Origin of the sequence: Mesorhizobium sp. LNHC221B00 (assembly GCF_000502935.1) — a bacterium.
In the GTDB taxonomy this organism is placed as follows: Bacteria; Pseudomonadota; Alphaproteobacteria; order Rhizobiales; family Rhizobiaceae; genus Mesorhizobium; species Mesorhizobium opportunistum.
In genome coordinates this window covers 200,116-225,770 of record NZ_AYWR01000012.1, presented here as the reverse complement: position 1 = coordinate 225,770, position 25,655 = coordinate 200,116, and the positions used below count along the sequence as shown (strand labels likewise).

The 25,655-nt window shown below is 63.3% G+C and carries 20 protein-coding genes; 12 read left to right on the top strand and 8 right to left on the bottom strand.

Annotated elements, in window-relative coordinates; genetic code table 11:
• Nucleotides 1-34: 34 nt before the first annotated feature.
• The 3 genes from X741_RS149610 to X741_RS149620 form a co-directional block, all read right to left on the bottom strand.
• Nucleotides 35-3,241: an efflux RND transporter permease subunit gene (locus X741_RS149610; RefSeq protein ID WP_023778564.1), complete on the bottom strand. Its 3,207-nt coding sequence runs from the start codon at nt 3,239-3,241 to the stop codon at nt 35-37.
• On the bottom strand, nt 3,238-4,398 hold the full coding sequence (locus tag X741_RS149615) for an efflux RND transporter periplasmic adaptor subunit (RefSeq protein WP_023778563.1): 1,161 nt from the start codon (nt 4,396-4,398) through the stop codon (nt 3,238-3,240). Before X741_RS149615 ends, X741_RS149610 begins: the two co-directional genes overlap by 4 nt.
• 202 nt (nt 4,399-4,600) lie before the next feature.
• The gene (locus X741_RS149620) at nt 4,601-5,428 is read right to left on the bottom strand and encodes a MurR/RpiR family transcriptional regulator (RefSeq protein ID WP_023778562.1); all 828 of its coding nucleotides are present in this window, start codon (nt 5,426-5,428) and stop codon (nt 4,601-4,603) included.
• 135 nt (nt 5,429-5,563) lie between these two features.
• Here X741_RS149620 and X741_RS149625 point away from each other — a divergent pair, with 135 nt between their 5' ends.
• From X741_RS149625 to X741_RS149680, 12 genes are all read left to right on the top strand, one after another.
• Complete coding sequence (locus X741_RS149625; RefSeq protein WP_023778561.1) at nt 5,564-6,382, top strand: N-formylglutamate amidohydrolase; 819 nt, start codon at nt 5,564-5,566, stop codon at nt 6,380-6,382.
• A 22-nt stretch (nt 6,383-6,404) separates the two neighbouring features.
• Nucleotides 6,405-7,946, top strand: coding sequence for an amino acid permease (locus X741_RS149630; protein ID WP_023778560.1), 1,542 nt, complete (start codon nt 6,405-6,407; stop codon nt 7,944-7,946).
• A 95-nt stretch (nt 7,947-8,041) separates the two neighbouring features.
• Nucleotides 8,042-9,412 (top strand): glutamine synthetase family protein, encoded by a 1,371-nt coding sequence (locus X741_RS149635; RefSeq protein WP_023778559.1) that lies wholly within the window; start codon nt 8,042-8,044, stop codon nt 9,410-9,412.
• 177 nt (nt 9,413-9,589) lie between these two features.
• Nucleotides 9,590-10,978, top strand: coding sequence for an aldehyde dehydrogenase family protein (locus X741_RS149640; RefSeq protein ID WP_023778558.1), 1,389 nt, complete (start codon nt 9,590-9,592; stop codon nt 10,976-10,978).
• Between the two features lie 18 nt (nt 10,979-10,996).
• A complete protein-coding gene (locus X741_RS149645; protein WP_023778557.1) occupies nt 10,997-12,169 on the top strand; it encodes an iron-containing alcohol dehydrogenase in 1,173 nt (390 codons plus the stop codon).
• 244 nt (nt 12,170-12,413) lie between these two features.
• Nucleotides 12,414-13,520 carry an ABC transporter substrate-binding protein gene (locus tag X741_RS149650; RefSeq protein ID WP_023778556.1) on the top strand — a complete coding sequence of 369 codons (1,107 nt, stop codon included), beginning with the start codon at nt 12,414-12,416 and terminating at the stop codon, nt 13,518-13,520.
• A gap of 186 nt (nt 13,521-13,706) precedes the next feature.
• Nucleotides 13,707-14,501, top strand: coding sequence for an ABC transporter permease subunit (locus tag X741_RS149655; protein ID WP_224686349.1), 795 nt, complete (start codon nt 13,707-13,709; stop codon nt 14,499-14,501).
• Entirely contained in the window at nt 14,498-15,289 is a 792-nt protein-coding gene (locus X741_RS149660) for an ABC transporter permease (RefSeq protein ID WP_023778555.1), read from the top strand. The genes X741_RS149655 and X741_RS149660 overlap by 4 nt, the downstream gene beginning before the upstream one ends.
• A 30-nt stretch (nt 15,290-15,319) precedes the next feature.
• Entirely contained in the window at nt 15,320-16,384 is a 1,065-nt protein-coding gene (locus X741_RS149665; RefSeq protein WP_013893094.1) for an ABC transporter ATP-binding protein, read from the top strand.
• 85 nt (nt 16,385-16,469) lie between these two features.
• A complete protein-coding gene (locus tag X741_RS149670; protein WP_023778554.1) occupies nt 16,470-18,026 on the top strand; it encodes a sodium:proton antiporter in 1,557 nt (518 codons plus the stop codon).
• A gap of 122 nt (nt 18,027-18,148) precedes the next feature.
• Nucleotides 18,149-19,051 carry an endonuclease/exonuclease/phosphatase family protein gene (locus tag X741_RS149675; protein WP_023778553.1) on the top strand — a complete coding sequence of 301 codons (903 nt, stop codon included), beginning with the start codon at nt 18,149-18,151 and terminating at the stop codon, nt 19,049-19,051.
• A gap of 7 nt (nt 19,052-19,058) precedes the next feature.
• Complete coding sequence (locus X741_RS149680) at nt 19,059-19,904, top strand: EamA family transporter (RefSeq protein WP_023778552.1); 846 nt, start codon at nt 19,059-19,061, stop codon at nt 19,902-19,904.
• Here X741_RS149680 and X741_RS149685 read toward each other — a convergent pair.
• The 5 genes from X741_RS149685 to X741_RS149700 form a co-directional block, all read right to left on the bottom strand.
• The gene (locus X741_RS149685) at nt 19,891-21,126 is read right to left on the bottom strand and encodes an MFS transporter (RefSeq protein ID WP_023778551.1); all 1,236 of its coding nucleotides are present in this window, start codon (nt 21,124-21,126) and stop codon (nt 19,891-19,893) included. The two genes, X741_RS149680 and X741_RS149685, sit on opposite strands and share 14 nt — an antisense overlap.
• 91 nt (nt 21,127-21,217) lie before the next feature.
• The gene (locus X741_RS0135200) at nt 21,218-21,535 is read right to left on the bottom strand and encodes a Dabb family protein (RefSeq protein WP_031250193.1); all 318 of its coding nucleotides are present in this window, start codon (nt 21,533-21,535) and stop codon (nt 21,218-21,220) included.
• Between the two features lie 9 nt (nt 21,536-21,544).
• The gene (locus tag X741_RS149690; RefSeq protein ID WP_023778549.1) at nt 21,545-23,173 is read right to left on the bottom strand and encodes a choline dehydrogenase; all 1,629 of its coding nucleotides are present in this window, start codon (nt 23,171-23,173) and stop codon (nt 21,545-21,547) included.
• A gap of 12 nt (nt 23,174-23,185) precedes the next feature.
• A complete protein-coding gene (locus tag X741_RS149695) occupies nt 23,186-23,947 on the bottom strand; it encodes a 3-ketoacyl-ACP reductase (RefSeq protein ID WP_023778548.1) in 762 nt (253 codons plus the stop codon).
• A gap of 208 nt (nt 23,948-24,155) precedes the next feature.
• A complete protein-coding gene (locus X741_RS149700) occupies nt 24,156-25,652 on the bottom strand; it encodes a GMC family oxidoreductase (RefSeq protein ID WP_023778547.1) in 1,497 nt (498 codons plus the stop codon).
• Nucleotides 25,653-25,655: the final 3 nt, after the last annotated feature.

Sequence of the window (25,655 nt, the reverse complement as noted above, 5' to 3'; positions counted from 1 at the left end):
GATGGAATATCGCAACCCACTTTCGTGGAATTTTTTATTCCGCCGGCTCCACATTGGCGTAGGCGGCTTCTTCGAGTTCGCGCTTCAGCCGCGCTTCCTCATGCGTCTTGGGCGTGACGAAGCGGCCAAGCAGGAGATAGGCGACCGGCGTCAGGAACAGCGTCGAGACGGTGGCCAACCCCAGTCCGCCGACGATCACCCAGCCGAGCGCCACGCGCGCCTCCGCGCCGGCGCCGGCGGCCATTACCAGCGGCACGCCGCCAAGTATGGTGCAGATCATCGTCATCATCACCGGCCGCAGGCGAATGGTCGAGGCCTGTTCGATCGCTTCGCGCACGCCAAGGCCGCGATCGCGCAGCTGGTTGGCGAATTCGACGATCAGGATGCCGTTCTTGGCCATGACGCCGACCAGAAGCACCAGGCCGATCTGGCTGTAGGCATTGAGGCTGGTGCCGCTCAGGAGCAGTGCGATGATGGCGCAGGCAAGACCAAGCGGCACGGTCGCCATGATGATGACGGCGCTGACGAAACTCTCGAACTGCGCGGCCAGCACCAGGAGGATGATGACCAGCGCGAAGCCGAAGATGGTGATCATGGCGCTGTTGGTTTCGCCCAGCGTCGCGGCTTCGGCCAATGGCAAGATGCGGCTGCCTGGCGGCAGCAGCGGCGTGGCGATTTCTTCGGCGCGGGTCAGTGCATCGCCAAGCGCGAAATTGCCTGAGAGGTTGGAGGTGATCGCCACCGACGGCTGCTGCTGTTCACGCGACAGCGATGGCGGCACGGCGCGCTCTGTCAGCGTGGCGATGGTCGACATCGGCACGAAGCGGCCGTCCGCCGTCTTCAGGAAGACGTTTTCGAGATCGGTCGGATCGTTGATCGGGTTGGTGGTGGAAACCAGCTTCACGCCATAGCTGCGGTCGGCGATGTAGACGTCGACGACATCATTGCCGTCGAGCATGGCCTGCATGGTGTTGGCGAGCCCGGTGATGTCGATGCCGAGGTCGGAGGCGCGCTCGCGGTCGATGGCGACGGCAAGCTGCGGCTGGGTCGGGTCGATCGACAGGCGCGGCGTCTGGAAGCGCGGGTCTTTCTGCATCTCGGCGATGATCTTCAGCGCCGCGTCGCCGAGCGCCTTGCGGTCGTTGCCGACCAGCGCGAATTGCAGGCCGTTGCCGGCGCCGCGGATGCCGAGGCTGTTGGGCTGCACCGGGAAGATGCGCACGCTCGGCACCTGCTTGGTGAACTGTCTGATCTCGGCCATGATCTCCTGCTGGCTGCGGCTGCGCTCGTTCCAGGGGGCGAGCGTCATCACCATGAAGCCGGAATTGTAGGAGCCGTTCTGGCCGGCGTTCTCGAAGGTCGAGCGGATCTCGCCGGAATCGCGCATCGGCTGGATCAGCTTCTCGATCTTCTGCATCTGCTGCGTCGTGTAGTCGAGGCTGACGCCTTGCGGGGCGCTGATGCGCAACAGCACGGCCGCGCGGTCCTCGGTCGGCGTCAGTTCCTGGCGGATGGTGCCGAACAGCGTGAAGGCGGTACCGGCAAACAGCACCGCGACCAGAATCACGATCCAGGGCGCGTCGAGGCAAGCATGCAGGCCGCGCCGATAGGCTGCGTTCAAGGCACCGCCGATGCGGGCGCCGATGCCGTGGCCGCCTTCGTGGTGAAGCGATGCGCTGGTCAGCATGCGCGAAGCGAGCATCGGGCAGAGCGTGAGCGCCACCACGCAGGACAGAAGCACCGACATCGCAAGCACGAAGCCGAATTCGCGAAACAGGCCGCCGGTCTGGCCGGGCAGGAACGAGATCGGCACGAAGACGGCGACCANCACGAAGCCGAATTCGCGAAACAGGCCGCCGGTCTGGCCGGGCAGGAACGAGATCGGCACGAAGACGGCGACCAGCGTCAGCGTCGTCGCAACGACGGCGAAGAATACTTCCTGCGCGCCGAGCACGGCGGCCGCGCGCGGCCCCATGCCTTCGTTGCGGCGTCGCACGATGTTTTCGAGCACAACGATGGCGTCGTCCACCACCAGTCCCGTTGCCAGAACCAAGGCGAGCAGCGTCAGGATGTTGACCGAGAAGCCGGCCAGATAGATGGCGGCGATGGTGCCGATCATGGCCACCGGCATCGACAGGCCGGGGATCAGCGTTGCGCGCCAGTCGAGCAGGAAGACATAGATGACGATCAGCACCATGGTGACCGACAGGCCGAGCGCGATCTCGACCTCGTGCACGGCGCCCTTGACGAAGACGGCGTCGTCGCTGGTGATCTTGATCGCCATGCCCTTGGGCAGGTTCTGCTGCAGTTTGGCGACGGCGGCCTGGACGCCGGTCGAAATATCCAGAGTGTTCGATTCCGCCTGGCGGATGATGCCGATGCCGATGCCGGTCTTGCCGTCCGAACGCAGCGTCGTCTGGCCGACATCGGGGCCGAGCGTGACGGTGGCGACATCGCGGATGCGCGTCGTGCCGCCGATGATGATGTTTTCGAATTCCTCGGGGGTGGTCACGTCCGCGGTCGTGCGCACGATCAGGTCCTGGTTGGTCGTGGTGATCGAGCCGGCCGGGGAATCGAAGGCAACGGACGCAAGCGCCGTCCTGAGGTCGGCGACCGTGAAGCCGAGGCTGGCGAGCTTGTTCTGGTCGACGTCGATGCGGAAGATCTTGTCGCGGTCGCCATAGACCTGGACGTCGGCCACGCCGGGCACGGCCGCCAGTTCGTCTTCGATCTGATCCTGGACCACGACCGTCATGTCCTGGATCGACATGTTGTCGGAGGTCACCGCCAGCCGCATCACAGCGTCGGAATTGGCGTCGGCCTTGACGATGCGTGGCGGATCGGCGGTGTCCGGCATCTGGTTGGCGACGCGGCCGACGGCGTCGCGCACATCGGAGGCGGCCACATTCAGGTCGACGCCGTCGTTGAACTCGATGGTAACGCGGCTCGAGCCGAAGGACGACGAGGACGAGATCGACTTGACGCCGGAGACGCGGGCGACGGCACCCTCGATCGTGTCGGTCAGCTCGCGGTCGACGGTTTCGGCGGCCGCCCCCTCGAAGGTGGTGGAAACGGTGACGACGGCGCGGTCGACGTCGGGCAGTTCACGGACCTCGACGCCGTAGAAGGCGGCGAGGCCGGCAACGGCAATGAGGGTGTTCAGCACGAAGGCCATCACCGGCCTGCGGATGAACAGGGCGGTGAAGCCGGTGTCGCTGGCGGCGTTGACGGGGCCGGTCATGAGCCTTCGGCGGCGTTGGGGTTGGGCTGCTCCTGGCCAGCGATGCGAACCTCGCCGCCCTCGCTGACGCTCTGCGTCCCTTCGGTGACCACCATGTCGCCGCTGTCGATCTTCGCATCGATCAGCACGGTTTCGGTGTTGCGCTGGATGACGCGCACCGGCACCCGCTTGGCCTTGCCGTTCTCGATTTGCCAGACATAGGCGCCGTCCGATCCCCACAGGATCGCCAGCGGACTGACGGCCGGATAGGTCTCGCCGGGGAATTTCATGGTGATGCCGAATGACATGCCGGCGCGCAGCGAATCGGCCGGGTTGGCGATCTTGGCCTTGACCAGAAGCGTGCGGCTCTTTTCGTCGATGTGATTGTCGATGGCCGAAACCGTGCCGGTATAGGCGTTGCTCGGATTGGCAATGGGCGTCGCCGTCAATTGGGCGCCGACCTTGATGGCGGCGGCGAAGCGCTCGGGCACCTGGAAATCGACCAGGATCGAGGAACGGTCGTCGAGCGTGGCGATCGCCGACTGGTTGGTCACATAGTTGCCGGCGGAGATCGGCAGGATGCCGACGGTGCCGGCGATCGGCGCCAGGATCGACCGGCGCTGCAACGCAAGTTCGGCATCCTGAAGCGCCAGCTTGGCGCCCGCCAGAACCACTTCGGCGTCGGCAACGGCGACAGGCGTCGCCGCATTGGAAGCGCGCAGCGACTTGACGCGATCAAGCTTGGATTGCGCATCGTGCAAAGCGAGCTTGGCCCGGTCCTGAGAGATGATCTCGGTCTCGGAATCGAGCGTAGCGATGATCTGGCCCTTATCGACATGACTGCCGGATTCGACCAGCAGTTCGGCAAGGCGGCCGGAGCTATAGGGATTGACGGTCACCGAGGCGTTGGCGCGGCCGGTGCCGATCGCCTGCAGGCGGTCGTTGATGGTTGCGGAGGCGGCCGGCGATGCGACGATGGTGACAATCTGGGTGCCGTTGCGCCCACCCTGCCGGGAACCGGCGGCCGAGGCCTCTTTCGCCGGGGGTGTCGCGCCATACGCCCAATCCATCCCCCAGCGCGCCAGCACTTCAGGAGCACCGGGGTAGAAACGCGCCCAGGCAGCCGCGGCGACGACCAAAATCACAAGCCCAAGGACAATCTGTTTCCAGCGCGACATCGACACTCCAGCGAAGAATCGTCTGCCGGTTCCAGATGGAAACGAATGCAGCGACGATACGGGCTGGGGGCGAAAACCAGCCACGCCACATCCCGATATCATCGGTTTATGGCAATTATCACGCGATCGTGCACATTAAATCTCGGTAACGTGAGTATCCGGACGCTCCCTGGAGCCGTTGCGGTTTGCGTTGGAAACGTATCTAGCGCAGGCCTTCCATTTCCCGAATGCGCCGGGCGCCATCGGCCTCGAGTTGTCTCGTGACGGCGCCGATCAGCGTTTCGGCGACGACGAAAAGCGCTGCCGAGGAATCCCATGCGGAAGGCACGGCGGTGCGTCCGGCGATGACATGGCGGGCAAACCGGGCAATCGGCGACAGCCACTGGTCGGTGAAGAGCACGATCTGAACGCCGTGCTGATGCGCCTTCTCGGCGAAGCGGACGAGGCTGTCCTGGTAACGCCTGATGTCGAAGATCACCAGCACGTCGCGTTTGCCCATGTCGATCAGCCGGTCGCGCCACATGCTTTCCTGGCCGGCGAGATGGAAGACATCGGGCTGGATGACGGCGAGATGGGCGGCCATGTAGCGCGCCAGCGGATCGGTGAAGCGGCCGCCGATCAGGAATGTCTTGCCGCGCCGCTCGGCAAGCCGGGTGGCAATGTCGGCAAGCTGCCTGTCCGAGAGGTGGCGGAAGGTCTCGCGCATGTTGTCGAGCGTCGCTTCCAGCATCGGCGACACCGTGCCGCCGCCGGGCGAGGGCGGGTTGAGCGTTCGCGTGGCCGGCGATTGCAGTTGCGCCGCCAATTCGTCCTGCAGGCTCGACTGGAATTCCGGATAGTTCTGGAAGCCCAGCCGGGCAACGAAGCGCAGGATCGTCGGCGAGGAGACGCCGGCCGCAGCCGAGAATTCGGCGACCGTCTTGAGGCCGATTAAGGGATAGCTCGCGATCAGCGTCTGGGCCGCGCGACGTTCGCCGGCCGGCATCGTGCCGACGCGGTCGGCGATCAGTTCGGCAATGCTGGAAATCATGTTTTCCCCACCCCTTGGCCTGGCCCACGAGATCGCATTTGACAAAGCCGGACAAACTGTATGAAATCATCCGTAGGGACGCAATGAGGCAAAATACGTAACATACGATACAGCGCTCCCCGGGGACCGCAGACTATGGAGAAAGCACGGCCCGCCAGCCTTGCATCGTCCGATACCGTGAGGGTGACGAACCCGGGCGGATCGAGCCCTTTCGTGCTGACCTGCGATCACGCTTCCAATTTCCTGCCCGCCGAATTCGGCACGCTCGGCCTTGCCGCCGAAGACCTTTCCCGGCACATCGCCTGGGATCCCGGCGCTCTGCCGGTGGCAACGCGCATGGCGCAGGCACTCGATGCCACGCTGGTCGAAACCCGCATTTCGCGTCTCGTCATCGACTGCAACCGGCCGCTCGACGCGCCGGACCTGGTGCCGCCGGTCAGCGAAACGACAGCCATACCCGGTAATACCGGCCTGTCGGAAAAACAGCGCGCGGCGCGGATCGCCCTTGCCTGGCAGCCGTTTCACGACGCGATCGAGCACATTGTCGAGGACAGGCTGGCGCGCGGTCAGGAGACCCGCCTGGTCTCCGTCCATTCCTTCACGCCGGTCTACAAGAGCCGCAACCGGCCCTGGCATATCGGCATCATTCACGACGAGGACCGCCGGCTGGCATCGCCACTGATATCGGCGCTCAAGCGGCTCGCCGGCATCAGCGTCGGCGTCAACGAACCCTATTCGCCTGCCGACCGCGTCTATTTCACGCTGGAACGGCACGCGCGCTCACGCGGGCTGCCCTGCGCCATGATCGAAATCCGCAACGACGAAATCTCCGGCGACACCGGGCAGCGGAAATGGGCGGATCTGCTCACGGGCATTTTTTCGGATCTGGAACCAGAGGAGGCCACGCGGCCCAGATCGCATTCAGTCGGAAAGTCAGTTCAATCGGCCAGCTAAGGACCAACAGGGGAATTCTGACATGACAACACCTGATCACTCCGACAAGTCGGAGGACACGAAGATCCTTCACAGTATGGGCTATGCCCAGGAATTGGCTCGCCGCATGAGCGGCTTCTCCAATTTTGCTATTTCCTTCTCGATCATCTGCATTCTGGCTGGCGGCATAACGTCCTTCCCGCTGGCCATGGCAACCGGCAGCGGTTTCGAGGCGACCATCGGCTGGGTTATAGGCGGCGTCTTTGCGCTCGTGGTCGCGGCTTCTCTCGGCCAGATTGGATCAGCATATCCGACAGCCGGCGGCCTGTATCACTGGTCCTCAATCCTTGGCGGGCGTGGCTGGGGCTGGGCCACGGCTTGGATCAACTTGCTCGGCCTGATCTTCGTCGTCGCTTCGGTGAATGTCGGCGTCTACTTGCTGTTTCAGGGGCTCGTCGCGGGGCCGATCCTGGGCTTGGACACGTCGACCTGGGGCTTCTGGCAGCAGACGGCGGCAGTCGTCCTGATTACCGTCACCCAAGGGCTCTTCAATCATCTCGGCATCAAGACGACGACGATGTTGACCGACTTTTCCGGCTATCTCATCCTCGTTGTCGCGGTCGTGCTTACGCTGACCTTCCTGATCTGGGGCGCGCATGGCTTCGATCTTGCTCGGCTGACGACTTTCGTGAACACGACCGGCGATCTCGGTGGTGGCTATGTTCCGACGGCCCGTACGGCGCTCGTGGCCTTCCTCATCGGCCTTCTCTACCCGCTTTATACCATCACCGGCTTCGACGCGTCGGCGCATACCGCCGAGGAAACGCACAATGCCCGCATCGCGGTGCCCAGAGGCATGATCCACGCGGTCCTTTGGTCTCTCGTCTTCGGTTTCGTCATGGCGGTTTCCTTCGTCCTTGCCAGCCCAGATCTCGTCGCGACCGCCAAGGATGGCGGCAATGCCTGGTTCAACCTGTTCAACAATCTGCCGGCGCCAACTTGGCTCAAGGCTCTGCTCGGCATCGCCATCGTGCTGTCGAACTATCTGTGCGCGCTGGCCGGGCTCACTTCGACCTCGCGCATGATCTTTGCCTTCTCGCGTGACGGCGGTCTGCCGGGGTCATCTGTGTGGAAGCAGGTTTCGCCGACCTGGCGCACGCCCGTCCCGGCCATCTGGCTCGGTGTTGTGCTGTCGATCGCCGCCACGCTCTATTCGCCGGCTTTCGCGGCGCTCGCAGCTGGTTGCGCTCTCTTCCTCTATGTCTCCTATGCCATGCCGATCGCAGCCGGACTTCTTGCGGAAGGAAAGAGCTGGACCGAATTCGGACCATTCCGGCTCGGCATCTGGTCAAAGCCGTTTGCCGTCATTACCGTGCTTGGTGTTCTGGTGTTGATGTATGCCGGCATCCAACCGCCCTTCGACATCCTGATCAATTATGCGATCGGATTGATCGTTCTGCTCGTCGTGTTGTGGTTCGCCGTTGAAAATCGCCGCTTCCAGGGGCCGCCTATCGGCGATGCGGCAATCGCCAAGCGCAGGGCGACCATCGCAGCGGCTGAAAAGGCCGTTGGCGAATCCGCGTAACAGCCAATCAAGCCGTAGCGGGCTCGCCCGCCACGGCTTTTTGTTCCCGTTCAACGTGACAAGCCCGAAACGACAAGCACTGGAGTGCCACAGGAATGGCCGGAAATTTCTCGTTCGATCAGTTGAAGAAAGCGGTCTCCAGCGGCGAGATCGACACGGTGCTCGCCTGCATCGTCGACCTGCAGGGCCGGTTGGCAGGAAAGCGGTTCCTGGCACAGTACTTCGTCGATTCCGCGCATGACGAAACGCATGGCTGCAACTACCTGCTGGCCGCCGACATCGATATGGAGCCGGTGCCCGGTTACAAGGCGGCAAGCTGGTCGAAGGGCTATGGCGACTTCGTCATGAAGCCGGATCTCGCCACGCTGCGGCGCATTCCGTGGCTGGAGAAGACCGCGCTCGTGATCTGCGACGTGCTCGACCACCACACCCATGACGACCTGCCGCATTCGCCGCGCGCCATCCTGAAAAAGCAGATCAAACGGCTGACGGAGCGCGGCTATATCGGCTATTTCGCGTCCGAGCTGGAATTCTATCTGTTCAACGAAACCTACGATTCCGCCCGCAAGAAGCACTGGCAGGGTCTCGACACCGCTTCGCCCTATATCGGCGACTACCAGATCGGCATCACCACCAAGGAAGAAGGCGTCATGCGCCGGCTTCGCAACGAGATGGAAGCGGCCGGCATTCCGATCGAGAACTCCAAGGGCGAGTGGGGTCCAGGCCAGGAAGAGATCAATGTGCGCTATGCCGAGGCGCTGGACATGGCCGACCGCCACGTCATCCTGAAGAATGGCGCCAAGGAGATTGCCGAGTCCGAAGGCAAGGCGATCTCGTTCATGTCGAAATACAATTACGGGCTCGCCGGCAACTCCAGCCACATCCACAATTCGCTGTGGAGCGCCGACGGCAAGACGCCGCTGTTCTTCGACAAGAAGGCTGAGTGGACGCTGTCGACGCTCGGCCAGCAATGGGCGGCGGGCCAGCTCAAATACGCCAAGGAGTTCACCTGGTTCCTGGCGCCCTACATCAATTCCTACAAACGCTTCCAGGCCGGCACCTTCGCGCCGACCAAGATCATGTGGAGCGAGGACAACCGCACCGCCGGCTTCCGCCTGTGTGGCGAGGGCACCAAGGGCATCCGCATGGAATGCCGCATCGGCGGCGCCGATTTGAACCCGTATCTCGCCTTCGCCGCGCTGATCGCCGCCGGACTTGCCGGCATCGACGAGAAGCTCGAATTGCAGAAACCCTTCGTCGGCGATGCCTATCAGGCGTCTCGCCTGCCGGAGATTCCGAAGACGCTGCGCGATGCCACCGAGACGCTGGCGAAGTCGAAGATGCTGAAACAGGCGCTCGGCGAAGACGTGCTCGAACACTATGTCCACACCGCGAAGTGGGAGCAGTTCGAATACGATCGCCGCATTACGGATTGGGAACTGCACAGGGGATTCGAGCGGTATTAGATTGCCTGCGAAGCGTCCAAGCCCCTCACCCTCTCCCAATAGACAACGGGGAGAGGGTGCGTCGACGTTGGAGCTCTCTCTTCTCCCGTCACCAAACGGAATGAGGTGCCGGCGGACGGATGAGGCACCACAAAGACTGATGATTTTCGATTTTAAAGAAGTGCGAGGATTTAAACGATGACCGAAACGGTCAAACTCATCACCCCCGTCGACGGCTCGATCTATGCCGAGCGGCCGATCGCGACGGACCAGGCGGTCAATGCGGCAGTCGAGCGCGCCAAGGCGGCGCAGGAGAAGTGGGCGCAGGTGCCGATCGTCGAGCGCGGCAAATACATGCTCGCCATGCTGGAAGCGCTGGTTGCGATGACCGACGAGATCGTGCCCGAGATCGCCTGGCAGATGGGCCGGCCGGTCCGCTATGGCGGCGAGTTCGGCGGCGTCAAGGAACGCACCAACTACATGGTCGAGATCGCCGAGGCGGCGCTCAAATCCGTGCCGGCATCCAACCCGAAGGACGGGTTCCGCCGCTATGTGAAGAAGGATCCGCTCGGCGTGGTCATGGTGATCGCGCCCTGGAACTATCCCTATCTCACGGCCGTCAACACCATCGTGCCGGCGCTGATGGCCGGCAACACCGTCATCCTCAAGCACGCGGCGCAGACACTGCTGGTCGGCGAGCGTTTCCAACAGGCCTTCGACAAGGTCGGCCTGCCCAAGGGCGTGTTCCAGAACGTCGTGCTCAACCATGCCCAGACCGAAAAGCTGCTCGGCTCGGGCAAGATCGACCATGTCAATTTCACCGGCTCGGTCGCCGGCGGCCGTGCCATCGAAAAGGCGGCGGCGGGCACCTTCATGACGCTCGGGCTCGAGCTTGGCGGCAAGGACCCGGCCTATGTGCTGCCCGATGCCAAGATGGACCATGCGGTCGCCAATCTGGTTGACGGCGCCTTCTACAATTCCGGCCAGTGCTGCTGCGGCATCGAGCGTGTCTATGTGCACGAAAAGGTCTATGATGAATTCGTCGAGGGCTTCATCGCCGAGACGAAGAACTATGTCGTCGGCAATCCGCTCGATCAGGCAACGACGATGGGGCCGATGGCGCAGGCCCGTTTCGCCGACCTGATCCGCGAGCAGAAGGCCGAGGCGCTGCGCAAGGGTGCCAAGGCGCACATCAACATGAAGGTGGCCAACGACAAGGCTGGCTCGCCCTATCTGGCGCCGGAGGTGCTGACCGAGGTCGATCACCAGATGAGCGTCATGCGCGAGGAGAGTTTCGGTCCGATCGTCGGCATCATGAAGGTGCGCAACGACGAGGAGGCGATCGCGCTGATGAACGACAGCCCCTATGGGCTGACGGCCTCGATCTGGACGCGCGATACCGAGCACGCTGTGGCGATCGGCAACCGCGTCGAGACCGGCACGGTGTTCATGAACCGCTGCGACTATCTCGATCCGGCCCTGGTCTGGACCGGCGTCAAGAACACCGGCAAGGGCGCCGGCTTGTCAGCCATCGGCTACGACAATCTGACCCGGCCGAAATCCTTCCACCTGCGCGAAGCCATCTGATTTTTCGAAAGACAAAAAATGTCCAAGCTGATCTCCAAATGGAACTACCCCACCACCGTTCGCTTCGGCGCCGGGCGTATCAAGGAACTGCCTGAGGTGCTTGGCGCCACCGGCATCAAGCGGCCTCTGTTCGTCACCGATCCGGGCCTGGCCAAACTGCCGATCGTGGCCTCGACCCTGAAGATCCTCGACGATGCCAAAATCCCATACGGTGTCTTCTCCGAGGTGAGGCCGAACCCGGTCGAGTCCAACCTGACCGCCGGCATCGCGGTGTTCAAGAAGGGCAAGCATGACGGCATCATCGCTTTCGGCGGCGGCTCGGCGCTCGATCTCGGCAAGCTGATCGCCTTCCAGGCAGGCCAGACAAGGCCGGTGTGGGATTTCGAGGATGTTGGCGATTGGTGGACGCGCGCCAATTCGGATGCGATCGCTCCGATCATCGCGGTGCCGACCACGGCCGGCACTGGATCGGAAGTCGGCCGCGCCGGCGTCATCACCAATGAGGCGACGCATACCAAGAAGGTCATCTTCCATCCCAAGCTGCTGCCGGCGATCGTGATTGCCGACCCGGAACTGTCGGTCGGCATGCCAGGCTTCATCACCGCCGGCACCGGCATGGACGCGCTTGCCCATTGCCTCGAAGCCTATTGCGCACCGGGCTATCATCCGATGGCGGACGGCATTGCGGTCGAAGGCGTGCGCCTGGTGTTCGAAAACCTGCCAAAGGCCTTTGCCAACGGCAAGGATCTTGTCGCCCGGGCGCACATGATGAGTGCCGCCGCGATGGGCGCCACCGCCTTCCAGAAAGGCCTCGGCGCCATCCATTCGCTGTCGCATCCGATCGGTGCGCTCTATGACACCCATCACGGCATGACCAACGCTGTGTTCATGCCCTATGTGCTTGCCTTCAACCGTGACGCCATCGAGGAGCGTATCGCCAGGCTCGCCGCCTATTGCGGCATCAAGGGCGGCTTCGACGGCTTCGCCAAGGCGATCATCAAGCTGCGCAAGGAATTGAAGGTGCCGCATGCGCTGCCGGGCCTGATCAAGGGGCTCGACATGGACAAGAAGCGCAAGGCGCTGATCGCCGACATGGCGGTGGTCGATCCGACGGCCGGCGGCAATCCGGTCAAGCTGACCAAGAAGGCGGCACTGACGCTGCTGGAAAACGCTATCGCCGGTACGATCTGAGACGGCCTGCCATTGCGGAAAAATTGATCTGAAAATAAGCGCTAACCAAGGGGGAAGGGATGGAGAACAAGGCAGAAAGTGATTAGCCGGAAAAATAAGTGACGGCTAATTGCTACAGCCCGTTAAAAAGAGTTAACTTTTTCTGCTGCCAGCCAATGGTTTCACAAACCTTTCATCTGGCTGTCACACGAAAACGCTACCGCATCGCAGGCGTCCAACGGCGTCAGTTCAACGGAGAGAACACATGTTCAAATTCACGGGGAAGGTGCTTTCCCTTTCGGCCGCGACGCTTTTTGCGTCGACGGTGATTTCGTCCGCGGATTCGATGGACGATCTCATCAAGGCCGCCAAGGCTGAAGGCCAGCTAACCACCATCGCGCTGCCGCATGACTGGTGCGGTTACGGCGACGTCATCGCCGGCTTCAAGGCCAAATATCCCGAAATCACCATCAATGAGCTCAACCCCGATGCCGGCTCCGGCGACGAGGTCGAGGCCATCAAGGCCAACAAGGACAACAAGGGCCCGCAGGCTCCCGACGTCATCGACGTCGGCCTGTCCTTCGGTCCGACCGCCAAGGCCGACGGCCTGCTGATGCCTTACAAGGTGTCGACCTGGGACTCGATCCCGGACAGCGCCAAGGATGCCGACGGCGCCTGGTACGGCGACTATTACGGCGTTCTTTCGTTCATGGTGAACAAGGATCTGATCAAGGAAGCGCCGGCTGACTGGGCCGACCTGCTGAAGCCTGAATTTGCCAACGCGGTTGCCGTCGCTGGCGATCCACGCGCTTCGAACCAGGCCATCCAGGCGGTTTATGCCGCCGGCCTGTCGTCGGGAGCTGCCGCTGGTGAAGCTGCCGGCACCGCTGGTCTCGACTTCTTCAAGAAGCTCAACGCCGCCGGCAATTTCGTCCCGGTCGTCGGCAAGCCCGCTACGCTCGCCCAGGGCCAGACCCCGATCCTGATCAACTGGGACTATAACGCGCTTGCTGGCCGCGACACGCTGAAGGGCAACCCGCCCGTCGACGTCGTGGTGCCGAAGACCGGCGTCGTCGCCGGTGTCTACGTGCAGGCGATCAGCGCCTATGCGCCGCATCCGAACGCAGCCAAGCTCTGGATGGAATATCTCTATTCCGACGAAGGCCAGGTCGGCTGGCTGAAGGGCTATTGCCACCCGATCCGCTTCAACGATCTCGCCAAGAACGGCAAGATCCCGGCGGACGTGCTGGCCAAGCTGCCGCCGGCGGAATCCTACGCCTCGGCCGCATTCCCGACGCTCGACGAGCAGGGCAAGGCCAAGGAAGTCATCAGCAAGAACTGGGACGCCGTCGTCGGCGCCAACGTCAAGTAAGACTGAAATCCACCGGGCGGTCGCGAGACCGCCCGGCCTTCCCTCGAAGACGGTAGCCGGCGCATGACCGACCTCTCGCTTTCAAATCGAACGATTGCCACCAAGCCCGCGCCACCGAACGAGGCGACCGCTTTCCGCTTGCCGACGCAATGGATTGGTGTGGCGCCTTTCTTCATCTTCGCCCTGATGTTCCTGATCCTGCCCACGATCTATCTCGTGGTGGGCGCTTTCCAGCGGAGTGATGGCCAGTTCACGCTGGACAACATCCTGCAGCTGGTCAGCGATCCCTCGATCAGCAGTTCCTATTGGGTCTCGATCAAGATCAGTTTCTGGTCGGCCATCATCGGCGCCTTTGCCGGCCTGGCGATCGCCATCGCCATCGTACGCGGCGGGCTGCCAAGCTGGACGCGTTCCGCGACCCTGACTTTTTCGGGTGTCGCCTCGAATTTCGCGGGCTTGCCGCTCGCCTTCGCGTTCTTGGCGACGCTCGGCCGTGTCGGCATCGTCACAACGCTTCTGCGTGACGTGCTCAACATCAACATCTATGCGATGGGCTTCAATTTCCTCACCACGTCGGGCCTGATCGCGGTCTATCTGTTCTTCCAGATTCCGCTGATGGTGGTCATCATCGTGCCGGCCATTGATGGCCTGAAGAAGGAATGGGGCGAGGCGGCAGCGACGCTCGGCGCCACCCAGGCGCAGTATTGGCGCATGGTGGTCATACCCGTGATATGGCCGAGCTTTCTTGGAACCGTCATCCTTCTGTTCGCGAATGCCTTCGGCGCCATCGCCACCGCTTATGCGTTTGCCGGCCCAGCGCTCAACATCGTTCCCATCAAGCTGTACTCGCAGATCAACGGCGACGTGCTGCACAATCCGCAGCTCGGCTATGCCATCGCCTTCGGCATGATCGTCATCACCGGGCTCGCCAATGTCTTCTACATCTGGTTCCGGACTCGCTCGGAGAGGTGGCTGAAATGAAGTCGGGAAAATTCTGGGCCTGGGTCGTCTTCATCATCGGTGCGGCCTATTTCTTCATTCCGCTGATGGCGACGGTCGAGTTTTCGCTGCGCATGCGACGAGGCGTCCATTCCTTCGACGCCTATCAGATCGTGCTGGGCGACGCGCGCTTCCAGTCGACCTTCCTGTATTCGGTGGTCGCCGCCATCTTCACCATCATTCTGGGTGTGCTGATCGTGGTGCCGGCGGCCTATTGGATCCGGCTGCGACTGCCGCAGCTCAGGCCGATCGTCGAATTCATCACGCTGCTGCCGCTGGTCATTCCGGCCATTGTCATCGTCTTCGGCTATATCAGGATGTACGGCTCCAATTCGCCGCTGCCGTTCCTGGGCAGCAATATGGGTGCCAATGCCTTGCTGGTGATCGGTTATGCGACGCTGGCGCTGCCTTACATGTATCGCGCGGTCGATACCGGGCTGCGCACCATCGACGTGCGCACCTTGACGGAAGCGGCACAGATCCTGGGCGCCGGCTGGGGAACGATCATCGGCCGCGTCATTCTGCCCAATGTGCTGATTGCCGTGCTGTCGGGCGCCTTCCTGACCTTTGCCATCGTCATCGGCGAGTTCACCATGGCCAGCCTGCTCAATCGCCCGGCTTTCGGCCCGTATTTGCAGAACATCGGCGCCAACCGCGCCTATGAACCGGCGGCCCTTGCCATCATCGCCTTCGCCATTACCTGGGGCTGCATGTCGCTGATCCAGATCCTGTCCCGTTTTGCGCCGAAATCGGCGAACCGCCCGACCTGAACGAAAAGCACTGACCTGAGAGAAAAAGCCATGGCCGAGCCATTCCTGTCCATCCAGCATGTGCGAAAGTCCTACGGTTCCAACACTGTGGTCCAGGATTTCAGCCTCGACGTCGAGCCGGGCGAGTTCGTCTCGTTCCTCGGACCGTCCGGTTGCGGCAAGACCACGGTGCTGCGCATGGTTGCCGGCTTCGAGGAGCCGTCGGCCGGCAAGATCGTCGTCGCAGGCAAGGACATTACGAGGCTGAAGCCCAACCAGCGCAATGTCGGCATGGTGTTCCAGGCCTACGCACTGTTTCCCAACCTGACCGTGGCACAGAACATCGCTTTCGGGCTGAAGGTTGCCGGCATGTCGAAGGCCGATGCCGACAGGCGTGTCGCCGAGATGCTCGACATGATCAAGCTGCCGCAGATGGCCGATCGTTATCCCTACCAGCTCTCCGGCGGCCAGCAGCAACGCATCGCGCTGGCGCGCGCCATCGCGCCGAAGCCGAAGCTTCTGCTGCTCGACGAGCCGCTGTCGGCGCTCGACGCCAAGGTGCGCGTGTCGCTGCGCGAGGAGATCCGCTCGATCCAGAAGAAGCTCGGCATCACCACCATTTTCGTCACCCATGACCAGGAAGAGGCGCTGTCGATTTCCGACCGCATCGCGGTGATGTATGGCGGCAAGGCCGAGCAGGTCGGTACGCCTTTCGAGATCTACAACCGGCCGGCGACCAAGTTCGTCGCCAATTTCGTCGGCACGCTGAACGTGCTCGAAGGCAAGGTCACCGATGCCGCGGCCGGCACGGTTCAGGTCAACACGCAGGAAGTGTCACTCAAGGGCAAGCTCAATGGCTCGAAGTCGGGCGACACGCTGTCGCTGGCGCTGCGGCCGGAAGCGATCTCGCTCGGCCGTCAGCCCGGCCGCGATTCCAGCCTGTCCGGCGAGATTTCCGAAGTCCACTTCCTCGGCTCGGTGATCCGGGTTCGCGTCGGCATCGGCGGCAACACCGTTTCGCTCGACACGTTCAACAGCCCGGCGACGCCGCCGCCCGCCGTCGGCGAGAAGGCCGAGATTTCGTTCTCGTCCGGCGACATGCTGGTGCTGCACTAGCCACCGCGCCACCAGACGGCACGTAACTGCTCACTGCAGTGACTTTGGCACTGCCAATCGGCTTGTTCCGTCGCTACGATGAGCCATGGCTCTTTTCGAACTGACGCTTGTCCTGCTTTTGGCCGCCGTTGCGCTGACGGCGCTGTCGCGACGGCTGGAGATTCCCTATCCGTCGCTGCTGGCGCTGGCCGGGGTTGCGATCGCTTTCGTACCAGGTGCGCCAACGATCGAGATCGATCCGGAACTGGCGCTTGCCCTGTTCATCGCGCCGGTGCTTCTCGATGCCGCCTATGACACGTCGCTGCGCGACCTGAAGCGCTACCGGCTGTCGCTGGCGCTGCTGGCGCTGGGCGCCGTTGTCTTCACCACTGCCGTCGTGGCCTTCGTCGGCTGGAGGATGGCCGGCCTGCCGATCGCGGCTGCCATCGCGCTCGGCGCCATCGTCGCGCCGCCGGACGCGGTGGCGGCAAGCGCTGTGCTCAGCCAGTTCAAGGTACCGCACCGTATTACCGCCATCCTGCAAGGCGAGAGCCTGCTCAACGATGCCACCGCGCTGCTGATCTACCGGTTGGCGGTTTCGGCGGCGCTCGGCTCGATCATGCTGAGCAACGCCATTCCGACGATCCTGCTGGGGACGATCGGCAGCCTGATCGCGGGTTACCTGTTTGGCCGCATCTCGCTCTTGACGCTCACCCGTATCGAGGACGCAGCGAGCAGCACGGTGGTGCAATTCGCCGGGACTTTCGGGGTCTGGATCCTGGCGGACAGGCTGGGCCTGTCCGCCATCATCACCATCGTCGTCTATGCCATGACGATTGCGCGCACAGCGCCGCGCCGCATGTCGGCGAGACGCCGCGTCAGCACCTATTCGGTCTGGGAGTCGGCGGTGTTCGTGCTCAACGTGCTGGCCTTCGTGCTGATGGGCCTGCAGGCGCGTTCGATCGTCGGCCGGCTCTCCGGCGAAGGGCAGGGCGATGCCTTTCTCTTCGCCGCGACGGTGCTGGCCGTCGTCATCGTCGCCCGCCTCGTCTGGGTGGCAAGTTACATTGCCATCATACGATGGTTCGCCCGCTTCGGCGGTGAAGACAGAAAGCGAGATCTGCCGACATTTGGCGGCGGTGTGCTCGTCGGCTGGTGCGGCATGCGGGGGCTGGTGACGCTGGTTGTGGCCATTGCACTGCCGGCCAATTTTCCCGGCCGTGATCCAATCGTGCTTGCCGCCTTCGCAGTGGTTCTGGGCACGCTGGTGCTGCAAGGCATGACGCTGAAGCCCTTGCTGCGGATGCTCGACTTCGAACGGGATACGACAATAGATCGCGAAGTGGCTCAGGCACGCGTCGCCATCATGCAGGCCGCACTCGACGTGTTGAGCCGCAAGACGTCGGCAGCGGCGGCTGTCGTGCGTGAGCAATACGAGGCCGAGCGCCTGGTGGCCGAAAACCCGGAGGACGCACAGGCGGCAACCGAATACGACCGGCTGCGCCTCTATGCCATCAATCGCCAGCGCGACACGCTCGAGGAATTGCGCAGCAACGGCACGATCGGCGATGAAGCCTATCATCGGCTGGAGGAAGAGATCGACTGGTCGGAACTGGCGGCGTCGCCGGCTGGCCGGTTCCAGCCCCTGACGACCGACGGCTAATCCGACTAGGCAGTTGGGGGCCGGCAGGGAAGCTTCTGGCCCAAGTTGCTGCCATCTCGCTGCACATTGCAACCAATTCGCCGAACCGCTACTGCCAACATCGAAATTGAGCCGGATAAGCAATGAAGCTGGTCAGCTACAACATCCAGTACGGGTTTGGCAGCGACGGCTGCTACGATCTTTCGCGCGCGGCGCGGATCGTTGCCGGCGCCGACATCATTGCGCTGCAAGAGGTGGAGCGGCACTGGCAGCGCAGCAATTTCGACGACCAGCCCGAACTGCTTTCACGCCTGCTGCCGGATTATCATTGGGTCTATGGACCGGCCTTCGACATGGACGCCAGCGAGCGGCGCGACGGCCGCCTGATCAATCGGCGCCGGCAGTTCGGCACCATGGTGCTGTCGAAGCTGCCGATCGCCTGGTCGCGGCTTCACGCGCTGCTGATGCGGCGTACGCTGCGGCCGCTCAACACCCGCAACGCGGCCCTGGAATGCATGATCCGCACACCGGCCGGGCCGCTACGGATGCTGTCACTGCACCTCGCCCATATCGCAGCGGAGGAGCGGCTGGAGCAGATCGACTACCTGCTCGCCCAACACCGCCGGGCGCCTTCCGAGGGTGGCCCGTGGAGCGGCGCCGACGACGAGCCGTCGCGCAACTGGACCAGCGGCGAGGCCGAGCCGGAAAATCCGCTGGCGGCGATCTGGATGGGCGATTTCAACATGGAGCCGGGCAGCGCGGAATACCGCCGCATCGTCGGCAGCACGCCCTATCATCGCGGTGCCGCCTATCTGGACAGCTTCGTTGACGCTGCCGCTGTCGCCAGCGAGCCGGTTCCGGATTTCCACACCCATGTGAAGACCATCGACGGCAAACTGACAAATCGCCGGCTCGACCATTGCTTTGTCGGCGGCATGTTCGCAGGCCGCGTGCGCTCGGTTGGCGCCGACATTGGCGAGGTCGCGTCTGATCATTTCCCGCTGCGGATCGACATCGATCTGGAGACGCCGGGCATCGCCACATGAGCCGTGCATGACCCTGTTCGTCTTCTTCGCGGTGCTCGCCGCCGCCGCCATGCACGCGATCTGGAACGCGCTGGTCAAGGTCCATCTCGACCGTTTCCTGTCGATCACGCTGATGACGCTGGGCATGGGTGTCGCGGGCCTGGTGGTGTTGCCCTTCGTCGAGGTGCCGAAGGCAGAAGTATGGCCCTACATCATCGCCTCGGTCTTCTTTCACATGGGCTACCGCACCTTCCTGATCGGAGCCTACCAGGCCGGCGATTTCGCCCAGACCTATCCGCTGGCGCGCGGCACGGCACCGCTGCTGGCAGCTCTCGGCGGCATGTTCGTCGTTGCCGAAGTGCCGGCGCCGCTTGCCATTCTGGGCATCTTCCTGTTGTCGGCCGGGACGCTGGTGATGTCGTTTCGCGGCGGCGCGCATCTGGAGAAGCTGAACCTGCGCGCGGTCGGCTTTGCGCTGGGCACGTCGATCTTCATCGCCAGCTACACGCTGTCGGACGGCAGCGGCGCGCGGCTGGCGGCCACCGCGCAGAGCTATGCCGCCTGGCTGTTCATTTGCGATGCTTTTGGCGCCCTGGCGCTGTGCCTGATCTTCCGGGGTCCCAAGGCGCTTCCTGTTCTGGCGCGCGACTGGAAGACCGGACTGTTCACAGGCGTGCTCAGCGGCGCTGCCTACTGGATCGTGATGTGGGCGATGACCAAGGCGCCGATCGCCTCGGTGGCCTCGCTGCGCGAGACCTCGATCCTGTTTGCCATGATGATCTCGGTCTTCGCGCTCGGCGAGAAGATGACGGGCTGGCGCGGCGCGGCCGCGCTCAGCATTGTCGCCGGTGTGGTGGCGCTCAGACTCGGCTGACCTCGTGGTCCAGCACCGTCATGACCTGGCCGCGCCGTTCGGGACTGAAGCGGATGACGACGATGATGCAGATGGCGACCACGCCGGCAAACAGCGCCAGTGCGTAGCCATAGCTGCCTCCAGGCGCTTCGGCGATGCCGGCCTGATACGGGCCGCCATAGGACGCCGCCAGATTGCCGGCCTGGTAGATGAAACCGGGCAAGGTCGCGCGCACAGCGCCGGGCGACAGCTCGTTCAAATGCACCGGGATGACGCCCCATGCGCCCTGGACGGCGACCTGCATGACGAAGGCGCCGACGGCGAGCATGAACGGTGTCGAGCTGTAGGCCCATAGCGGAATCGACGGCAGCGCTATCAGGCAGGCGAGCGTGATGGCGTTGACGCGGCCGATCTTCTCGGACAGCGCGCCGAACGCCAGGCCGCCGACGATGGCGCCGATGTTGGCGACGATGGTGATCCAACTCACCGTATGCGGATCGAAGCCATGCTGCTTCTTCAGGAAGGTCGGATAGAGATCCTGCGTGCCATGACTGAAGAAATTGAAGAACATCATCAGCACGACGGCATAGAGCGCAATACCCCAGTGCTTGCGCAGCGTTTCCAGCATGCCGGGCCTTGCGGTCTTCTGCGCCTCGACGAAGGCCGGTGATTCCGGCACATGCGAGCGGATGAAGAGCACGATCAGCGCCGGGATGAAGGAGAGCAGGAACATGGCGCGCCAGCCGATCGTGTAGCCGCCGATCGTCTGCTGATAGAGCAGGCCATAGACCACGGCCGCCAGCAGGTAGCCGGCCGGATAGCCGCATTGCAGGATGCCCGAGACGAAGCCGCGTGCACTCGGCGGGATGGATTCCATGGCGAGCGAACTGCCGAGCCCCCATTCGCCGCCCATGGCGATGCCGAACAGCGCACGCAGCGCCAGGAAGATGCCGAGACTGGGCGAGAAGGCGGCGAGCGCGCCGATCACCGAGTAGCTGACGATGTTGAGCATGAGGATAGGCTTGCGCCCGTATTTGTCGGCGAGCATGCCAAAGAAGAACGCGCCGATGAAGCGCGTGGCCAAGGTCAGGAACAGTGCCTTTGAGACCGCCGGGACGTCCGTCTGGAATTCACTTGCAATATCCGTGAGCAGGAATGTCAGCAGGAAGAAATCAAAAGCGTCCAGCGTCCACCCCAGAAATGAGGCCAGGACGGTTTTCTTCTGCCCGGCAGTGAGGTTCAAGGCGTCCTCCTTTGTATCCCCCAAAGGAACGATATGTCGCCCGATTGGCAAAAGAGAACAGCATTCAGCCGGCCTTCGAAAGGCTAAGCGGTCACTTTTTCGTAAGCTCGAGGTCGAAGACCATCAATCCGTCGGTGCCGCCTTCGAGTGCGGCGACCAGCCGGTCCCCGGCCCGCTGGTGCGCTTCATGCACCAGGTAGGCGTCGCGCGCGGCGGCATCGCGGAAATCGATGGTGAAGCCATGGCTGAAGCCGCGCGCAAACGGCTCCGGGCTGACATTGGCATTGAAATGAACGGTGTCCATGCCGTCGATCACCTGGCGCAACGCCTCGAGGTCGGCATGGATCGCCTTGTGTTCACCGACACCGACATCGTTGCGGAATTTGACGAAGACACAGTGCCTGATCATCTTTTGCTCCTAAGCAGCCCGGTTGCCGGAAAACACAGCCGGCGGCAAGGGCTCGCGGCCGAGTATCAGGTCGGCACCCTTCTCGCCGACCATGATGGTCGGTGCGTTGGTGTTGGAGGAGGGCACGCGCGGCATCACCGAAGCGTCACAGACACGCAATCCCTCGATGCCGCGCAGCCGCAGGTCAGGTGTCACCACCGCCATCTCATCGTGGCCCATGCGACAGGTGCCGACCGGGTGGTGATCGGTCTTGGAGCTGCGGCAGGCGTAGTCGAAGAGCTCGTCGTCGCTGGTGAGCGAAGGGCCGGGCAGCACCTCGCGCAGCACGTAAGGGGCAAGCGCCTTCTGCCGCATGATCTCGCGCGCGAGCCTCAAGCCCTTGATCGACATTGCGCGGTCATAGGGATCGGACCAGTAGTTCGGATCGATCAGCGGATGGTCGCCCGGGTCGGCGCTCTTCAGGCGGACCGTGCCGCGCGAGCGCGGCCGCAGGAAGGCCGAGTTCAAGGTGACGCCGGGATTGTTCAGCTTCTCGACGCCGGCCTCGATGCCTGAGCCCAGGCCGAGATGGAACTGGATGTCGGGCGAGGCGGCCGTGGGGTCGGCGTACCAGAAGCCGCCGGTCTCGAACAGGCTGGAGGCAACCGGCCCTTTCTTCAGCAGGAGATACTGCAGGCCGGCCCAGGCCGTGCGGTGCAGCTTGGCGTAATTGTCATAGGTGTGGTCGCCGGTGCACTCGGCGATGACGAACAAATCGAGATGGTCCTGCATGTTGGAGCCGACCCCGGGCAGGTCGTGCATCGGCGTGATGCCGACCGACTTCAGATGGTCTGCTGGGCCGATGCCTGATTGCATCAGCAGCTTCGGCGAGCCGATGGCGCCGGACGAGACGATCACCTCGCGCTCGGCGCGCAGGATTGTCTTCTCGCCGCCTGGCCTGTCGACGATCTCGACGCCGATGGCACGGCTGTTCTCGACGACGATGCGGGTCACCAGCACATCAGTCCTGACGGTCAGATTCTTGCGGGCGCGGATCGGCTTGAGATAGGCCACCGAAGCGGACGAACGCCGGGCATCCTTCTGGGTGAGCTGATAATAGCCGACGCCTTCCTGGGCAGCGCCATTGAAGTCCGGGTTGAAGGGAATGCCCATCTCCTGGCCGGCGCGGAAATAGGCCTCGCAGATCGGCAGCGGCGAAATCGGGTTCGACACGCCGAGCGGGCCTTGGTCGCCGTGGAAGTCGTTTGCAAAACGCTGGTTGTTCTCGGCGCGCTTGAAGTAGGGCAGCACGTCGCGATAACCCCAGCCGGCGAGGCCCTCCTCCTTCTCCCAGGCGTCGTAGTCGCGGGCGTTGCCGCGTGTGTAGATCTGCGCGTTGATCGAGGAGCCACCGCCGATCACCTTGGCCTGCGTGTACCAGAAGACACGGTCCTTCATATGCTTTTGCGGCACGGTCGACCAGCCCCAGGACGCGATGCCCTTGGTCATCTTGGCGAAGCCTGCCGGCATATGGATATAGGGATGCCAGTCCTTGCCGCCGGCCTCCAGCAGCAGCACGGAATTTCCCGGATCCTCGCTCAACCTGTTGGCCAGAACGCAGCCGGCCGGACCGGCACCCACGATGATGTAGTCGGTCATGACACTGTCCACTTACAGCCGCGGCACGGACAGCGCGCCGTCGACATTGATGATCGAGCCGGTCGAAAAGCCGAGCTTACCGGCGGCAAGCGTCGCCACCACCGCGCCGATGTCGGATGCTTCGCCCCAGCGTTTTGCCGGCACCAGACCGCTGTCGATCAAGGCATCGTATCTGGCGGTCACGCCTGCGGTCATGTCGGTGCGGATGATGCCCGGCCGCAGCTCGAACACGCCGATGTTTTCCGGTGCGAGCCTGAGCGCAAGGTTCTTCACCCACATCGAAAGCCCGGCCTTCGAGATGCAGTAGTCCGACCGTTCGGGTGAGGCCATTTCGGCGCTGACCGAGGTGATGGTGATGATCGACCGGGGGTGTTCGCCCGGCGTGGCCAGCATCGCCTTGGCGACGGCCTGGCTGAGGAACACCGTGCCGCGCAGGTTGATGCCGAGCGTGCGGTCGAAATTCTCCGGTTTCAGATCCAGCAAATCGCCGCGCACGACGGCGCCGACGCCGGCATTGTTGACGAGGCAGTCGATGCGGCCGAAGGCACGTAGCGCGACATCGACAAGTGCTGTGTGGGTGTCGAGATCTGCGATGTCGCATTGGGTGTAGCCGAATTTCGCGCCGCGCTCGATGATGTCGGTCGCGAGTCCGTCGGGGGCTTGTTCGGCAAGGTCGGCGACCAGAATGTCGAAGCCGGCATCGGCAAGCGCCTGGGCACAGGCAAGGCCGATGCCGCGCGCGCCGCCGGTGATGATCGCGGCCGGGCGGGTCATTGGAGGCTGGCCTTACGAAAGTCAGCGCCGCCCCTCATCGCCCTGCCGGGCACTTCTCCCCGTAAACTGACGGGGAGAAGGACGCCGTCGTCGCCGGTTTCGCCAACTACCGGCGCTGCAAAAAGAGCGCCGAGGTTGCGGCCAGCTCTCTTCTCCCCGTTTACGGGGAGAAGGTGCCGGCAGGCGGATGAGGGGCGGCGCAAACCTATCATAGCTCGCTCTTGCGGATGTGATCAGCCACGCGCAGCGCTTGGGCGGCGATCGACAGCGCGGGATTCACAGCCGCCGAGTTCGGCAAAAAACTGCCGTCGACGACGAACAGGTTCTGGTGGTCGAACGAGCGGCAGAACGGATCGAGCGGCGCGATCGCCGGATCGTCGCCCATCTTGACCGTGCCGCACTGATGCGAGGGGGTGCGCTTGTCGAAGGGGCGCGAGAGCACGATGGGGTAACCGCAGGCGCGGAAGTTTTCGCGCATCACCTTGGTCAGACCGTCGAGGGACTGCATGTTGGAGCGCCGCCACTGCATGACGATGTCCTTGCCGTCGACCATGATGCGGCTTTCCGGATCGGGCAGGTCCTCGCACATCAGGTACCAGTCGATGGCGTGACCGGCCATGAAGTCGAGCGCGAATTTCGGCATCGACTTCACGTTGGCCTTCAGCATATTGCCGTCGATCTTGCCGAGCAGCTGGACATTGCCCAGAGGTTTGCCGCCCTTGCCGTCGGACAGGTAGTAGTCGTTCAGCATCAGTGTCTTCTGGTAGACGGCATCGTTGCGGCGGCGCGGATCGATCGCCAGCATGGCGCTCGAATTGTGGTTCATGAAATTGCGGCCGACCTGGTCGGAACGGTTCGCGAGGCCTTTGCCATCGGAAGACGGCGAGCGCAGCAGGATAACGGCGGAATTGACCGCGCCGGCGGACAGGATCACCAGCTTCGGCGCGACCTTTTTCAGCTCACCATTTTGCCGATAATGGATGGCGGCAATGGTTTTGCCATCGACCGAGGTCTCCAGGTACTCGACACAACAGCCGGTCTCAAGCCGGATGTTGGTGTCCGTCAGCGCCGCCGTCAGCGGTCCGGTCTGCGCGTCGATCTTGCCCTGGCCGGTGTTGGGAAACGCGTCCCAGCCAGTCTTGCCTTCCTTCAACCAGGTGTCGATGTCGACGCCGAGCGGCAGCGAGGCGGGATGCAGGCCCAACCCCTTGAGCTCGGCGCGGGCGCGGGCGATCGGCGCCTCGTCGGGCACCGGCTCATAGGCATAGGGGACCGAATGGAACGGCTCGGTCGGATCTTCGCCCAGTGCGCCGCGGACGCGAAACAGCTGCTCGGCCTTGGAATACCAGGGCTCGAACTCGTCATAGGAAAACGGCCAGGCCGGCGAGACGCCGCCGAAATGTTCCATGGCCGAGAAATCTTCTTTGCGATAGCGGATCAGCACTGCGCCGTAGAATTTCGAATTGCCGCCGACATAGTAGTAATTACCGGGGTTGAAGGCCGCTCCACCGGCCTCGCGCCACATCTCCTTCGGCCGGTAGTGGCCGTCGACGAAGATGGAACGCGTATCGCGCGCATGCGGCGTTGCCGGCAAGGGCTCGCCGCGCTCCAGCATCAGGATCGAGGCGCCGCTGCCTGCCAGGCCGGAAGCGATTGTCGAGCCGCCAATGCCGGAGCCGATGATGACGATATCGGGATTTGTCATTTC

Coding starts and splice junctions, on each gene's coding strand:
- X741_RS149615 (WP_023778563.1), bottom strand. CDS start 4,398: ATGTCGCGCTGGAAACAGATTGTCCTTGGGCTTGTGATTTTGGTCGTC.
- X741_RS149620 (WP_023778562.1), bottom strand. CDS start 5,428: ATGATTTCCAGCATTGCCGAACTGATCGCCGACCGCGTCGGCACGATG.
- X741_RS149625 (WP_023778561.1), top strand. CDS start 5,564: ATGGAGAAAGCACGGCCCGCCAGCCTTGCATCGTCCGATACCGTGAGG.
- X741_RS149630 (WP_023778560.1), top strand. CDS start 6,405: ATGACAACACCTGATCACTCCGACAAGTCGGAGGACACGAAGATCCTT.
- X741_RS149635 (WP_023778559.1), top strand. CDS start 8,042: ATGGCCGGAAATTTCTCGTTCGATCAGTTGAAGAAAGCGGTCTCCAGC.
- X741_RS149640 (WP_023778558.1), top strand. CDS start 9,590: ATGACCGAAACGGTCAAACTCATCACCCCCGTCGACGGCTCGATCTAT.
- X741_RS149645 (WP_023778557.1), top strand. CDS start 10,997: ATGTCCAAGCTGATCTCCAAATGGAACTACCCCACCACCGTTCGCTTC.
- X741_RS149650 (WP_023778556.1), top strand. CDS start 12,414: ATGTTCAAATTCACGGGGAAGGTGCTTTCCCTTTCGGCCGCGACGCTT.
- X741_RS149655 (WP_224686349.1), top strand. CDS start 13,707: ATGTTCCTGATCCTGCCCACGATCTATCTCGTGGTGGGCGCTTTCCAG.
- X741_RS149660 (WP_023778555.1), top strand. CDS start 14,498: ATGAAGTCGGGAAAATTCTGGGCCTGGGTCGTCTTCATCATCGGTGCG.
- X741_RS149665 (WP_013893094.1), top strand. CDS start 15,320: ATGGCCGAGCCATTCCTGTCCATCCAGCATGTGCGAAAGTCCTACGGT.
- X741_RS149670 (WP_023778554.1), top strand. CDS start 16,470: ATGGCTCTTTTCGAACTGACGCTTGTCCTGCTTTTGGCCGCCGTTGCG.
- X741_RS149675 (WP_023778553.1), top strand. CDS start 18,149: ATGAAGCTGGTCAGCTACAACATCCAGTACGGGTTTGGCAGCGACGGC.
- X741_RS149680 (WP_023778552.1), top strand. CDS start 19,059: ATGACCCTGTTCGTCTTCTTCGCGGTGCTCGCCGCCGCCGCCATGCAC.
- X741_RS0135200 (WP_031250193.1), bottom strand. CDS start 21,535: ATGATCAGGCACTGTGTCTTCGTCAAATTCCGCAACGATGTCGGTGTC.
- X741_RS149690 (WP_023778549.1), bottom strand. CDS start 23,173: ATGACCGACTACATCATCGTGGGTGCCGGTCCGGCCGGCTGCGTTCTG.
- X741_RS149695 (WP_023778548.1), bottom strand. CDS start 23,947: ATGACCCGCCCGGCCGCGATCATCACCGGCGGCGCGCGCGGCATCGGC.
- X741_RS149700 (WP_023778547.1), bottom strand. CDS start 25,652: ATGACAAATCCCGATATCGTCATCATCGGCTCCGGCATTGGCGGCTCG.